Here is a 12,127-nt window from a genome sequence, read left to right as displayed (position 1 = left end):
GGGCCTCATGTCGGAGGCCCGGGGGAGGATGGATGCATGGGACACGGTGACGGCAGCGGACGCATCGTCTCCGCCATCGATGCCGACGACACCGGCACGAGGATCCTGCACGTCGACATGGACGCGTTCTACGCGGCGGTCGAGGTGCTCGATGATCCCTCTCTCCGCGGTCTGCCGCTGATCATCGGCGCGCCGGACGGCCGTTCGGTCGTCTCGAGCGCGTCGTATGAGGCCCGCCGATACGGCGTTCGCGCGGCGATGCCGGTTTCGCAGGCCCTCAGGCTGTGTCCGTCCGCGCGTATCGTCCCCCCGCACTTCCACCGGTACCAGGAGGTCTCTCGGCAGGTGATGGCGATCTTCGAATCGTTCACACCGCTCGTGGAGCCGCTGTCCGTCGACGAGGCGTTCCTCGATGTGCAGGGTGTGCGTCGTCTCTGGGGGAGCCCCGCGCGCATTGCCGAACTCATCCGAGCGCGCGTCCTCGATGAGGTCGGGATCACGTGCAGCGTCGGCGTCGCCGCCACCAAGCACGTCGCCAAGATGGCTTCGACGATATCCAAGCCCGACGGGATGCTCGTCGTCGCGGCGAAGGACACGCTCGACTTCCTCTCTTCTCGACCGGTCCGTGCCATGTGGGGCGTCGGGCCGAAGGCCGCTGAAGCGCTGGAGGCTCGGGGGATCCGAACGGTGCGAGATGTGCGAGATGCCCCGCGCGAGATGATCGAACGCGCTGTCGGGCCTGCGCTGAGTGCGCGACTCGCACAGCTCGCCCGGGGAGAGGATGCGCGCGTCGTCGACACGGAGCGCGTGGAGAAGAGCATCGGTCATGAGGAGACCTTCGACGCCGACATCCTCGACCGCTCGTTCCTGCGCGCGGAACTGCTTCGACTGGCCGACCGCGTCGCTGCCCGGCTCCGCCGAGCGGAGTGGGAGACATCGACCGTCGCGATCAAGATCCGTTTCGATGACTTCCGTACGCTGAGCCGGTCCCAGACACTGAGCGAGCCCACAGCAGTGGGTCAGCGCATCGGAGAAGCCGCTCAGTCCCTGTTCGAGCAGATCGACCGTCGCGATCCGGTGCGACTCGTCGGCGTCCGTGCCGAGAATCTTCGACCAGCCGGCGGAGGCGCCCTCGGGCTCTGGGACGACGACGAGGACTGGCGCCGAGTCGAGGGCGCGGTGGATGAGGCCGTTGCCCGGTTCGGCGCGGCGACGATCAGTCGCGCCCGACACATCGGCCGCGGCGATGGCAGAGGCGCCGCACAACACCCGAAAGCCCACGGCCTGGATTGATCCCACAGGGCATGGTTCCTCGGCTAGCGTGGGGTTATGCCGAACATTGCACTGGAACTCGGAAAACAAGCTGCGTCCTTCGGCGTGAAGAGCGCGTACGGAGAGCCGCAGGACGTCGACGGTGTGAGCATCACGCCGGTCGCGTTCACCTACTCGGGCTTCGGCGGCGGCAGCGGAGACGGTGCCGAAGGTGGCGGTGGCGGTGGAGTCTCCGTTCCCGTCGGCGTGTATGTGCGTCGCGAGGAGGGGTTGCGCTTCGAGCCGAACATCGTCACGCTTCTCGTGGTCGCCGTGCCGTTCGTCTGGGTCGCCGGACGGGCGCTCACCCGCATCATCCGTGCCCTCAAGAAGTGACGACCCGGTCTCAGCCGCGCTGGAGCAGGCTGCGACACTGATCGAGCAGGATGTCCGCGCCGTCGCCGCTGTCAACCCGGTCGTGCTCATCGACGGCGGCAGCGGAGCGGGCAAGTCCTCTCTCGCCTCCCTGCTCGTGCGTCGTTGGCCCGTGGTCGGCCATGTGCAGCTCATCGCGCTGGACTCGCTGTACCCCGGCTGGGACGGTCTCGAAGGCGGCGTCGAGCGCGCCCTGGAGTGGATCCTCCGCCCGCACGGCCGCGGTTACCTCGGAACCTGGCGGCGGTGGGACTGGGAGGCTCAGGCTGAAGCGGAAAGCCACGCCGTCGATCCGGCTCTCGGCGTGATCGTCGAGGGCAGCGGGATACTCCGGGCGTCGACTGCCGGCCTCGCCGACGTCAGAATCTGGGTGGAGTCCGCGGAGGCGTCGCGCAAGGCGCGAGCTCTGGCCCGCGACGGCGACACCTACCGCCCGCACTGGGACCGCTGGGCTGCGCAGGAGCGTCTGCACCGGGAGCGGGACGATCCTCGTTCCCTCGCCACCCGAGTCGTCGAGGTTCCCTAGCGCCTTCCATCGGCGTCATCCGCCGCCTGGATGAGAACTTCCAGGCGGTAGCCGAGCCAGTCGTACACATCGTGACGACCGTCGGTTCCGGTCTCTTCGTCGGAGGTGATCCCCAGGCGAGCCGCGATCACGAGTCGGATGGCGGTGAGCGTGCGGAGCCAGGAGTCGAGGTCTGCAGCGGGGACCGAGAGCTCGCGCGTCAGGAGGGCCTCTGCCTCCTCCAGGCCGTCACCGCCCCCGGGGAGTTCTCGGAGCGCCGCGCGCATCAGGCGCGCATCGCTGAGTCGCCGATCGAGGAGGTCGTCTCGCGTGCTCTCCGCGAAGCCGGCAGCGGAGGCGGGATCGTCGGGGTAAGGGTTCGGTGCCAGCCGGTCGATCGCGGGGTCCCCGACGTCACGCGAGGTGACGAGCAGCTCGAGGAAGTCATCCACGAGCTTCGCGAGGTGGTGCTCCTCGATGGCGGTGATCGGGACGATCACGGTGTCAGAGGTCATGACGTCGCCTTCCTGACCGTGGCCCAGAGCCCGAAGTCGTGCATGGCCTGTGCATGCACCTCCATGGTCTCGCGCGGTCCGGTGGCCACGATCGCATGTCCGTCGTGGTGCACGGCGAGCATCAACGCCGTCGCGTGATCGAGGGAGTACCCGAAATACGTGCGGAAGACGCGCACCACGTAGCTCATCAGGTTGACGGGGTCGTTCCAGACCACCACCTGCCATGGCTCGAGGGGAGCGGCGCTCAGGTCGGTCACCTCATCGAGGTCGGGAACCGCTGTCGGGATCGTCACGCCCAGCCCATCTCGTGCAACTGCTCGTCGTCGATTCCGTAGAAGTGCGCGATCTCATGGACCAGTGTGGTGTGGATCTCGTCGCGGAGCTCGTCGTCGGTCTCGCACTGCGCGAGATGCGGTTCGCGGTAGACGACGATGCGGTCGGGGAGTTCACCCATTCCGTATTGCGTCCGCTCGGTCAGCGCCAAGCCGTCGTAGAGCCCGAGCAGATCGAGGCTGCCGTCCTCGGGCCGATCCTCGACGACGAACACCACGTTCTCCATCCCTTCGACCATGTCGTCGGGGAGGCGGTCGAGCTCGTCGATCACGAGCTCTTCGAAGGCGGCGGCATCCATGTCCATCATCTCCAGCCTAGGGGCGACGGAAGGTCAGCGGAGGAGAACGAGGATCGCGGCCACCACGATGAACAGGGCGCCGAAGACCGTGTTGAGGACACGCTGCCCTCGCGCCGTGCGCGTGAGACGACGGAAGGGGCGCGCGGCCGCGGCGAAGAACCCCCACATCACGATCACATCGACGACGATCACGGTGACGATGAGGGTGAGGTACTGGGGCAGTGGCGGCTCATCCAGCCGGACGAACTGCGGGATGAACGCCAGGAAGAAGACGATCGCCTTCGGGTTCAGCAGGTTGACCCAGAACCCCCGGCGGATCATCGACCAGTGGCTCTCCCTGGAATCGACCGGAACGGGAACGTCGTCGACCACGACCGCGGGCTTCGTGAGGATGAGACGTATCCCGAGGAACACCAGGTACGCCGCGCCGGCATAGCGGATGCCGTTGAAGAGCACCTCCGAGCGAGAGACCAGCAGCCCGACGCCGGCGGCCACGACAGCCACATGGACGATCAACGCGATCTGCTGCCCGACGATGCCCCATATCGATCGTCGCCACCCTTGATTCATGGCGTTCGACATCGTGTTGATCGCACCGGCGCCGGGCGTGAAACTGATCACGACGGAGGCGGTCAGCAACGAGAACCAGACCGCGAGCGACACCTCGCCAGTCTAGAGCTCCGGAGGGGAACAGGCCGATCATGCGGAGATGCGAAGAAGGCCCGAACCTTGCGATTCGGGCCTTCTTCAGGAGGGTGAGTAACGGGACTCGAACCCGCGACATCCGGCACCACAAGCCAGCGCTCTACCAGCTGAGCTATACCCACCATGTGCCCACCGGAGCAGGCAACCATACGAGTGTATTACATGTTCGGAGTGAACTCGGACACCGTGCGCGAAGCGATCTCCCGTGCCTCGTCGCTGGACGGCCCCGGCTCATCGACGAACACTGCTTCGCGGTAGTACCGGAGCTCCCTGATCGACTCGAGGATGTCGGCGAGCGCACGGTGACCGCCGTCTTTGGAGGGGGCCTGGAAGAACACCCGCGGGTACCAACGGCGCGAGAGCTCCTTGATGCTGGAGACGTCGACGTTGCGGTAGTGCAGCCACTGATCCACCTGCGGCATGTACTTCGCCAGGAACATCCGATCCGTGCCGATCGTGTTCCCGGCCAGAGGCGCTTTGCGCTCCAGCGGAACGAAGCGCTTGATGTACGCGAGGGTCTGGGACTCAGCCTCCTCCAGCGACACTCCACCGGCGATCTCCTCGATGAGTCCCGATGTCTCGTGCATCTTCGTGACGAAGTCGTTCATGTGCTCGAGGGCACTCTCATTGGGGCGGATCACCACCTGGAATCCCGGATCGATGGGGTTGAGCTCGAAGTCGGTGACGACGACGGCGATCTCGACGAGCTCGTCGACCGCCAGATCGAGGCCCGTCATCTCGCAGTCGATCCATACGAGACGATCATTCTCGGACGCAGATACCATGCCGCCATACTATCGACGGGCCCGACATCGCCGACCGGAGCGTGCTTCACGAAACGCCTCCGGGACCGCGATACTCTAGAGATGTGCGCCTCCGTAGCTCAGGGGATAGAGCAGGAGCCTTCTAATCTCTTGGTCGCAGGTTCGAATCCTGCCGGGGGCACCACACGAGTCGAATGCCCCGCGACACACGGCGCATCGAGGCATTGGCCGTCGAATCTCCGCCTGCGTCGTCGACCGCGCTGAACTCGTCAGGAATAGCGGAGGGCCGCGACGGCATCGTCCGCGCGCCAGAACTCACCGACGACCCGGAAGACGCCCGTCGCGAGATGAAGGCGCTCCGCGCGGTATCGAAGCCCGAGCGGATCCGCGACGATGCGCAGGTGACCGAGCACGTGCTCCCGCTGATCCTGCACTCTCCAGAGGTGATCTGCGGCGCGGACCAGATGCTCTCGTGCGGAAGCGAGTCGAGGCGTGGCGTAGGGGATCTCGGGGAGGGAGGTGATCAGGTTGTCGGACATCGGGGCTCCTTTCGTGATTCGAAGATATGACCGACCTCCGACATTCGGGCCGGTGAGGTCCTCCCGCCCTCATCGGGGCTTTCTCTCCACAGACGCCATCTGAACGAGGCTGTCCACCGCTTGCACGATTCGGGCGATCGGCTCCCGCCGTCGCGCCCCACTCTGGAGGGGCCCGGAAGAGATCCGGCGATCGAGAGGATGAGCACATGATCGACACCCTGACCATCGTGGGGAGAGTCGCGACCGACCCGACGCAGGTCCAGACCGGGGGCGGCGTCTCTGTCACCAATTTTCGCCTCGCCAGCACGCACCGCCGCTTCGACGCCGCGACCCAGACGTGGACGGACTCCGGGACCAACTGGTTCTCCGTGGCCGCATTCCGACAGCTCGGCGAGAACGCGAAGGCGTCACTGCGCACCGGTGACAGCGTGATCGTGACCGGTCGCCTGAAGATCCGAAACTGGGAGAGTAACGGCAAGCACGGCACCAGCGTCGACATCGAAGCGGATGCGATCGGACATGACCTGCGCTGGGGGACGACCGCCTACCGACCACAGGCGCGTGCGCAGGCGAGTGCCACGGAGGCGTCAACCGACTCCGCGCACGCGTCATCCGGCCATGAGGGGGTCGGCGTCCCCGATGAAGAGAAGGACTCCTCGGCAATCGACCTCTCCTGGGCTGATCCGGAGGAGGAACTGACGGGGAGGGGCTGACCTGTCGAGTTCGGAGAGATGAGGGCGCGGGCCGGCCGTTCGGGCGAGACGAAGGGGAAGGCGACGTAGACTCGGCACGTGCTTCGTCGATCGGTCCTCTCGCCCGCGCGTGCAGCCGGCGTCCTCGCGGCCACGGCCGCGGCCGCCCTCCTTCTCTCCGGGTGCACGCCGACCCCCGCTCCGTCACCTTCCCCGTCGCTCTCCGCCTCACCCGGTGCGGAGTCGACGACTCCCGCGGCGCCCGTCCTGGTGCCCGATGGCACCGCCGAGGAGAACCTCCCTGCGTTCACGGCGACCGCGGAAGGCATCTGGGCGACTGATCAGCGGGGGCTCGGTCGCGCCTACATCGACGCTCTGATCAGTGCAGGGTTCGATCGCGAGGCGATGCAGGTGACCCAGGATCAGACCACGGTAGGGAATCCGGCGGAGAGTCTGCAGTTCTCCGTGCGCTGGGGCGACGATGAGTGTCTCGTCGGCCAGGTCGGGCCCTCCACGGGGCAAGTCGTCACCGCGGTTCTGCCGCAACTCGCCGAGGGGCGCTGCCTCATCGGTGCCACACGTCCTATCGACTGGTGACACGCCAGGGGGCCGGTAGGCTGGAGTGTCGATCTTCGACGCCAACAGAAGGAGCGGTTTTCGGTGGCTGAGTACATCTACTCGATGGTTCGTGCACGCAAGGCAGTGGGCGAGAAGCTCATCCTGGACGACGTGACCATGGCGTTCCTCCCCGGGGCCAAGATCGGTATGGTCGGCCCCAACGGCGCCGGTAAGTCGACCATCCTCAAGATCATGGCGGGTCTGGACACCCCCTCGAACGGTGAGGCGAAGCTCTCTCCGGGGTTCACCGTCGGCATCCTCATGCAGGAACCGGAACTCGACGAGACGAAGTCCGTGCTCGAGAACATCCAGGACGGCATCGCGATCAAGGCGAAGCTCGACCGCTTCAACGAGATCTCGGCACTCATGGCCGATCCCGATGCCGACTTCGACGCTCTCCTGGCGGAGATGGGTTCGCTTCAGGAAGAGATCGACGCGGCGGACGGCTGGGACCTCGACTCGCAGCTCGATCAGGCCATGGATGCGCTGCGCACCCCTCCGGGCGACGCGGCGATCGCCCCGCTCTCCGGTGGTGAGAAGCGTCGCGTGGCGCTGGCGAAGCTGCTCCTGCAGAAGCCTGACCTCCTGCTCCTCGACGAGCCGACCAACCACCTCGACGCCGAGAGCGTGCTGTGGCTCGAGCAGCACCTGCAGGCCTACAAGGGTGCCGTCATCGCAATCACCCACGACCGGTACTTCCTCGACCATGTGGCCGAGTGGATCGCCGAGGTCGACCGCGGCCGCCTGATCGGCTACGAGGGCAACTACTCGACCTATCTTGAGAAGAAGGGCGAACGCCTCGAGATCCAGGGCAAGAAGGACGCCAAGCTCGCCAAACGCCTCAAAGAGGAGCTGGAGTGGGTCCGCTCGAGCGCGAAGGGGCGTCAGACCAAGTCGAAGGCGCGTCTCGCTCGCTACGAGGAGATGGCGTCCGAGGCTGAGCGCACCAGGAAGCTGGACTTCGAGGAGATCCAGATCCCCGCAGGACCGCGTCTCGGTAGCGTCGTCATCGAGGCCAAGAACCTGAAGAAGGGCTTCGACGGACGCTCGCTCATCGATGGACTCAGCTTCAGCCTGCCGCCGAACGGCATCGTCGGTGTCATCGGCCCGAACGGTGTCGGAAAGACGACGCTGTTCAAGACCATCGTCGGCCTCGAGCCGCTCGACGGCGGAGATCTGAAGATAGGCGAGACGGTCAAGATCAGCTACGTCGACCAGTCGCGCTCCAACATCGACCCGAACAAGACGCTGTGGGAGGTCGTCTCCGACGGCCTCGACTACATCACCGTCGGTAAGACCGAGATCCCGTCCAGGGCGTACGTCTCCAAGTTCGGCTTCAAGGGTCCGGACCAGCAGAAGAAGGCAGGCGTGCTCTCCGGTGGTGAGCGCAACCGCCTGAACCTCGCGCTGACGCTCAAAGAGGGCGGCAACCTGCTGCTCCTCGATGAGCCGACCAACGACCTCGACGTGGAAACCCTGAGCTCGCTCGAGAACGCGCTGCTCGAATTCCCCGGCTGCGCCGTGGTCATCACCCACGACCGGTGGTTCCTGGACCGCATCGCCACGCACATCCTCGCCTACGAGGGGACCGATGAGAAGCCTGACCAGTGGTACTGGTTCGAGGGCAACTTCGAGGCCTACGAGGAGAACAAGATCGAGCGCCTCGGAGCGGATGCGGCCAAGCCGCACCGCTCGACGCACCGCAAGCTGACGCGCGACTGAGCCTGTCGTGACCGCATCGCCGGGGCCCCGTCTGCACATCCCGATCCAGCTCCGCTGGGGCGATCTGGATGCGTTCAACCACGTCAACAACACCTCGATGCTGAAGCTGCTCGAGGAGGCTCGTGTGCGAGCATTCTGGCGTGCGGGCCCCGGCGAGGAGGCCCCCTCGACGGCAGTGCTCGACTCGGGCATCGACGAGGGCATCCTCACGCTCATCGCTCGCCAGGAGATCGAGTACCTCGCGCCCGTGCCGTACCAGCGGCGACCGCTCGAGGTGCAGATGTGGTTCGGGAAGCTCGGCGGGTCCAGCGTCGAGGTCTGCTACGAGGTGCACAACGACCCGACGGCGGACCCTCGTCAGATCTATGCGCGATCGACGGCGATCATCGTGCTCGTCGACGCGAAGACCGGACGCCCCACCCGCCTCACGCAGGAGATGCGCGACGCCTGGGAGCCGTACCTCGGAGAGTCGATCCAGTACAGTCATCGCTGAGCCGCTCTCGGTCAGCGGCACCGAGGGGCACGTAAGGCTGTGCCTCGTAGTCGGTCGGGAGCGGATACTCCCGACCGACGCATCAATCCTGGCTGTCGGGAACCCGGATCATGATCTCCTGCGCGACGCTTGCCACGAGGGCTCCGTCACGCGTGAAGATCCGTCCGGTGGCGAGCCCTCTGCCGCCGCGGGCGTTCGGCGACTCCTGCACGTACAGCAGCCACTCGTCCACGCGCGCAGGCCGGTGCCACCACATCGCGTGATCGAGGCTGGCGACCTTGAGACCGGGGAGCGCCCAGTAGACGCCGTGGGCGCGGAGGATCGACTCCTGGATCGTCATGTCGCTGAGGTAGGCGAGGGCCGCCCTGTGCAGACGCTGGTCGTCGGGTAGCGGCGCGCGAAGACGCATCCACACGGCCTGCTGCGGCGTGCGCGCATCGTCGCTCGGTAGATACAGAGGCGAGTCGACGTGGCGGATGTCCGCGGCGCGCTCGCTCAGCATCCGGGCGGTACCGCCGGGGAGATCCTGAACCCGATCCTCGTCCGGTGCGAGTGCCTCAGGAGCGGGAATGCCCTCGGGCATCGGCTGTGCGTGCTCGACGCCCGGGTCGGCGTCCTGGAAGGAGGCGATCATCGAGAAGATGGGCACACCGTTCTGGTAGGCCTGGGCACGGCGCGTGGAGAACGAGCGTCCGTCATGGATGCGGTCGACGGAGATCGTGATGCCCTGACTCGCGTCGCCTGGACGAAGGAAGTAGCCGTGCATCGAGTGCACCGCACGGTCTTCGGGAAGGGTGCGCTCCGCAGCCAGGAGCGCCTGGGCGAGAACCTGTCCGCCGTAGATCCGGCCGGTGGGCATCGGGTGCGAGGAACCGGTGAAGATGTCCTCCGTCGTCCGTGCCTGCGTCGAATCGAGATCGAGGACCTCGAGCAGCCGCTCGACGGTCTGGATGGCGTGGTCTTCCGCGCTCATGGATTCCTCTCTGCGCCCCGGGGCGCCGCTCCGTTGGTAGTTTAGAACGCGTGCCGCATCACCTCCTCCTCGCCGACTCCCACACGGCGAAAGACGTCCTGACGTTCGTGGGGCGAGCGGCCAGGATCACCGACGAAGGAGTGCGGCTGCAGGCGTCGAGCGGCGTACTCGCCCTCACGACCGCGGCACTCGCCCCCCACGGCCTGTTCGATCAGACACCGACGATCCTCGCGATGCGCATCGTGCATGCTGATCCCGAACTCGAGTGCGATGTCGTCGTCGATCAGCTCACGAAGACCGACGAGCCACACCGCCTCGAGCTCCCGGACACCGGACTCTCGCCGGCGTGGGCAGGTGTGGCGCCGCCTCGAGGCGGGTGGGAGCCGGTGTCGGCGCTCGACGCCTCCGTGATCGCCCAGCGGGCGCAATGGGGGATCTCCGCCGTGGCCCGCGGCACCGCGCCGGGCTCGGGAGAGGAAGCCGTGCGAGCCCTCCGGGCCGCGATCTGGGGGGAGCCGGATGAGGACCTCGGTGACATCCCGCGAGGCGTCGCCTTCGCTGCGGACGCGATGGGCTTCATCTCGGGCGAGGAACAGGTGGCCGTCTCTCGATCCGGGCGATGGACACGACTCGCCTTCCGGCGCGGTCATGTACTCTCCCGCGGCCCGGTTGCCTCAGGGCTCACGAATGTGCGTCACACCGGCTCCGCCGGCTGAGACGCCCCCTGCCGCCCGCGACGCAGAAGCACGTGGCCGCGCCGCAGCGCGACGATCCTGCTCACGAGGGCGCTGATCCCTCCCAGCACCAGGACCGCGCCGAGAAGGTCCAGAAGCGGGAACAGCCAGAGGTCGATCACCCAGTACTGCCAGTTGACGGAGCCCCCGAGCAACGCGGGAGTGAGGGGGATGACCAGCCCTGCGACGATCACGAGGATGAGCGGGAAGAGTCGGAGCAGGAGTCGCGGTGTCCGTGCGGACCGCCTTCCCGCCGCCCAGCGGGGAGCGCGAAGAGCCGTCACGAGGAGCAGGGTCAGAGCGACCGCGGCAAGGACCGACAGGATGCTGTTCGCGACGCCCAGAGGGTTCTCGTAGGGCTTCGGGGGCACGCCCTCGGATTCCGCGATCAGATTCTGCGCCAGCTCGCCGGGGGAGCCGACTCCGTTCGTGAGCACAACGACAGCTCTTCCCGTCTCGGGGGCCAAGGCCATGGACCCGGTGAACGTGGCCAGAGTGCCCCCGTGCGAGACGAAGCCAGATGCATCCCCTCCATCCGGGGCGAGGTGCTGCCAGCCGAGACCATACGGTGCAGCGTTGGGCTGCACCGCGTGGAGCTCGTCGAGCAGCGGGCGCTCTAGCAGTGCCGCACCGACCGTGCCCTGGTTGAAGCGCAACCACTGCACCATGTCGGCGAGCGTCGACACCACGCCGCCGTTGCCTCCGCAACGCCCCGGCATCTCCGGCATCACGTACGCGAGACCCAGCACCACGGAGAAGCCGGGCGCGAGCTCATCCACAGTCCGGTCGCAGGCGTCCACGCTCAGCGAGTCGTGCATGCCCAGCGGCACGAAGAGACGCTCCCGAAGGAAATCATCGAGAGGCTGCCCCGACACGATCTCGACGATGCGGGCGGCGAGCGAGTAGTTCGTGTTGTGGTACTCGAATCGCACTCCCGGTTCCGCGACCAGTCGGCGCTCCCTGAGCTCGGCGATGACCGCCCGCGTGGTCCGCGGCGCGGGCAGCGCGAACTCGTCGTTCGTCTGCAGCGACAATCCCGAAGTATGGGACAGCAGCTGGCGGATCGTGATGTGCTCGTACCTCGCATCGGCCATCGTGAACTCCGGCAGGCGCTCGACGACGCGGTCATCGAGTTCCACTGAGCCGTCCTGGACCAGCAGCATGATCGCCGTCGCCGTCATCGACTTGCTCATCGACGCGATCCGGAACCGCGTCTCCGGCGTGATCGCCGCTCCGGCGCCGTCACGACCGCGCACGATCAGATCGACGTCTCCGTCGGAGATCACGGCCGCGGCGATCCCGGGAGTCGCGAACGTCTCCGTGTACGCCTCGACCGTCCTGGAGGCAGTCGTCGGGGTGTCCGCGGTGACAGTGGGAACAGCGCAGCTCGCGAGCAGTGTCGACAGGAGTCCGAGGAGCAAGAGGATGCGCACGAGCCCACCGTAAGCAGCACGGCCGGGCGGTTCGACGTGGAACGCCATGTCTTCGGGATACCCCGAACAAGTGCGACGGATCCCCGGAACGACGCCACCAGGAGAACTGGGGCCCGT

The 12,127-nt window shown here is 66.8% G+C and carries 16 protein-coding genes and 2 tRNA genes; 9 read left to right on the top strand and 9 right to left on the bottom strand.

Translation table 11 applies throughout. From position 1 onward, the window contains the following. The first annotated feature begins 36 nt into the window (after nucleotides 1-36). From dinB to ASC55_RS02790, 3 genes are read left to right on the top strand one after another with little or no spacing between them, the layout of a single operon-like run. Nucleotides 37-1,293, top strand: a complete 1,257-nt coding sequence (dinB, locus tag ASC55_RS02800) for a DNA polymerase IV (RefSeq protein ID WP_055872574.1) — start codon at nucleotides 37-39, stop codon at nucleotides 1,291-1,293. A gap of 36 nt (nucleotides 1,294-1,329) precedes the next feature. Further along, a complete protein-coding gene (locus ASC55_RS02795; RefSeq protein ID WP_031206169.1) occupies nucleotides 1,330-1,647 on the top strand; it encodes a hypothetical protein in 318 nt (105 codons plus the stop codon). After that, a complete protein-coding gene (locus ASC55_RS02790) occupies nucleotides 1,631-2,212 on the top strand; it encodes a hypothetical protein (protein WP_082524207.1) in 582 nt (193 codons plus the stop codon). Before ASC55_RS02795 ends, ASC55_RS02790 begins: the two co-directional genes overlap by 17 nt. Here ASC55_RS02790 and ASC55_RS02785 read toward each other — a convergent pair. From ASC55_RS02785 to orn, 6 genes are all read right to left on the bottom strand, one after another. Continuing rightward, the gene (locus tag ASC55_RS02785) at nucleotides 2,209-2,706 is read right to left on the bottom strand and encodes a DUF2017 family protein (RefSeq protein WP_055872573.1); all 498 of its coding nucleotides are present in this window, start codon (nucleotides 2,704-2,706) and stop codon (nucleotides 2,209-2,211) included. The two genes, ASC55_RS02790 and ASC55_RS02785, sit on opposite strands and share 4 nt — an antisense overlap. After that, nucleotides 2,703-2,999, bottom strand: coding sequence for an ATP-dependent Clp protease adapter ClpS (gene clpS, locus ASC55_RS02780; RefSeq protein ID WP_174799528.1), 297 nt, complete (start codon nucleotides 2,997-2,999; stop codon nucleotides 2,703-2,705). Before clpS ends, ASC55_RS02785 begins: the two co-directional genes overlap by 4 nt. Continuing rightward, nucleotides 2,996-3,343, bottom strand: coding sequence for a metallopeptidase family protein (locus ASC55_RS02775; RefSeq protein ID WP_082524206.1), 348 nt, complete (start codon nucleotides 3,341-3,343; stop codon nucleotides 2,996-2,998). The genes clpS and ASC55_RS02775 overlap by 4 nt, the downstream gene beginning before the upstream one ends. A 27-nt stretch (nucleotides 3,344-3,370) precedes the next feature. Further along, nucleotides 3,371-4,000 (bottom strand): LysE family translocator, encoded by a 630-nt coding sequence (locus ASC55_RS02770; RefSeq protein WP_055872571.1) that lies wholly within the window; start codon nucleotides 3,998-4,000, stop codon nucleotides 3,371-3,373. 91 nt (nucleotides 4,001-4,091) lie between these two features. Beyond that, nucleotides 4,092-4,164 (bottom strand) — tRNA-His (locus ASC55_RS02765). 36 nt (nucleotides 4,165-4,200) lie between these two features. Beyond that, the gene (gene orn, locus ASC55_RS02760) at nucleotides 4,201-4,827 is read right to left on the bottom strand and encodes an oligoribonuclease (RefSeq protein ID WP_055868406.1); all 627 of its coding nucleotides are present in this window, start codon (nucleotides 4,825-4,827) and stop codon (nucleotides 4,201-4,203) included. Nucleotides 4,828-4,914: 87 nt separating this feature from the next. Here orn and ASC55_RS02755 point away from each other — a divergent pair. After that, nucleotides 4,915-4,990 (top strand) — tRNA-Arg (locus tag ASC55_RS02755). Nucleotides 4,991-5,075: 85 nt separating this feature from the next. On the opposite strand, the gene ASC55_RS02750 is transcribed toward ASC55_RS02755, so the two are convergent. Then, nucleotides 5,076-5,345, bottom strand: coding sequence for a hypothetical protein (locus ASC55_RS02750; RefSeq protein ID WP_017830680.1), 270 nt, complete (start codon nucleotides 5,343-5,345; stop codon nucleotides 5,076-5,078). Between the two features lie 206 nt (nucleotides 5,346-5,551). Here ASC55_RS02750 and ASC55_RS02745 point away from each other — a divergent pair, with 206 nt between their 5' ends. The 4 genes from ASC55_RS02745 to ASC55_RS02730 all read left to right on the top strand — a co-directional run bounded on the left by ASC55_RS02745 (nucleotide 5,552) and on the right by ASC55_RS02730 (nucleotide 8,870). After that, nucleotides 5,552-6,058 carry a single-stranded DNA-binding protein gene (locus ASC55_RS02745; RefSeq protein WP_055872570.1) on the top strand — a complete coding sequence of 169 codons (507 nt, stop codon included), beginning with the start codon at nucleotides 5,552-5,554 and terminating at the stop codon, nucleotides 6,056-6,058. Nucleotides 6,059-6,136: 78 nt separating this feature from the next. Further along, nucleotides 6,137-6,634 carry a DUF6993 domain-containing protein gene (locus tag ASC55_RS02740; RefSeq protein ID WP_055872569.1) on the top strand — a complete coding sequence of 166 codons (498 nt, stop codon included), beginning with the start codon at nucleotides 6,137-6,139 and terminating at the stop codon, nucleotides 6,632-6,634. A gap of 63 nt (nucleotides 6,635-6,697) precedes the next feature. Continuing rightward, nucleotides 6,698-8,377, top strand: coding sequence for an energy-dependent translational throttle protein EttA (gene ettA, locus ASC55_RS02735; protein ID WP_055872568.1), 1,680 nt, complete (start codon nucleotides 6,698-6,700; stop codon nucleotides 8,375-8,377). A gap of 7 nt (nucleotides 8,378-8,384) precedes the next feature. Further along, nucleotides 8,385-8,870 carry an acyl-CoA thioesterase gene (locus tag ASC55_RS02730; protein WP_055868397.1) on the top strand — a complete coding sequence of 162 codons (486 nt, stop codon included), beginning with the start codon at nucleotides 8,385-8,387 and terminating at the stop codon, nucleotides 8,868-8,870. An 82-nt stretch (nucleotides 8,871-8,952) separates the two neighbouring features. Here ASC55_RS02730 and ASC55_RS02725 read toward each other — a convergent pair whose 3' ends face one another. Next, entirely contained in the window at nucleotides 8,953-9,843 is an 891-nt protein-coding gene (locus ASC55_RS02725) for an acyl-CoA thioesterase (protein WP_055872567.1), read from the bottom strand. A gap of 50 nt (nucleotides 9,844-9,893) precedes the next feature. Between ASC55_RS02725 and ASC55_RS02720 the strand changes: the two genes are divergently transcribed. Continuing rightward, on the top strand, nucleotides 9,894-10,559 hold the full coding sequence (locus tag ASC55_RS02720; protein WP_055872566.1) for a hypothetical protein: 666 nt from the start codon (nucleotides 9,894-9,896) through the stop codon (nucleotides 10,557-10,559). Here ASC55_RS02720 and ASC55_RS02715 read toward each other — a convergent pair. Then, complete coding sequence (locus ASC55_RS02715) at nucleotides 10,538-12,010, bottom strand: serine hydrolase domain-containing protein (RefSeq protein ID WP_200935132.1); 1,473 nt, start codon at nucleotides 12,008-12,010, stop codon at nucleotides 10,538-10,540. The genes ASC55_RS02720 and ASC55_RS02715 overlap by 22 nt on opposite strands. Nucleotides 12,011-12,127 lie beyond the last annotated feature (117 nt).

The sequence above is a fragment of the Microbacterium sp. Root322 genome, from assembly GCF_001425645.1.
Lineage (GTDB): Bacteria > Actinomycetota > Actinomycetes > Actinomycetales > Microbacteriaceae > Microbacterium > Microbacterium maritypicum.
Note: the sequence above shows the minus strand (reverse complement) of the source record. Positions and strands in the feature narration are given on the sequence as shown.

Excerpts from the sequence above, each read along its gene's own strand:
- dinB (WP_055872574.1), top strand. The coding sequence starts at position 37 with ATGGGACACGGTGACGGCAGCGGACGCATCGTCTCCGCCATCGATGCC.
- ASC55_RS02795 (WP_031206169.1), top strand. The coding sequence starts at position 1,330 with ATGCCGAACATTGCACTGGAACTCGGAAAACAAGCTGCGTCCTTCGGC.
- ASC55_RS02785 (WP_055872573.1), bottom strand. The coding sequence starts at position 2,706 with ATGACCTCTGACACCGTGATCGTCCCGATCACCGCCATCGAGGAGCAC.
- ASC55_RS02775 (WP_082524206.1), bottom strand. The coding sequence starts at position 3,343 with ATGGACATGGATGCCGCCGCCTTCGAAGAGCTCGTGATCGACGAGCTC.
- orn (WP_055868406.1), bottom strand. The coding sequence starts at position 4,827 with ATGGTATCTGCGTCCGAGAATGATCGTCTCGTATGGATCGACTGCGAG.
- ASC55_RS02750 (WP_017830680.1), bottom strand. The coding sequence starts at position 5,345 with ATGTCCGACAACCTGATCACCTCCCTCCCCGAGATCCCCTACGCCACG.
- ASC55_RS02745 (WP_055872570.1), top strand. The coding sequence starts at position 5,552 with ATGATCGACACCCTGACCATCGTGGGGAGAGTCGCGACCGACCCGACG.
- ASC55_RS02725 (WP_055872567.1), bottom strand. The coding sequence starts at position 9,843 with ATGAGCGCGGAAGACCACGCCATCCAGACCGTCGAGCGGCTGCTCGAG.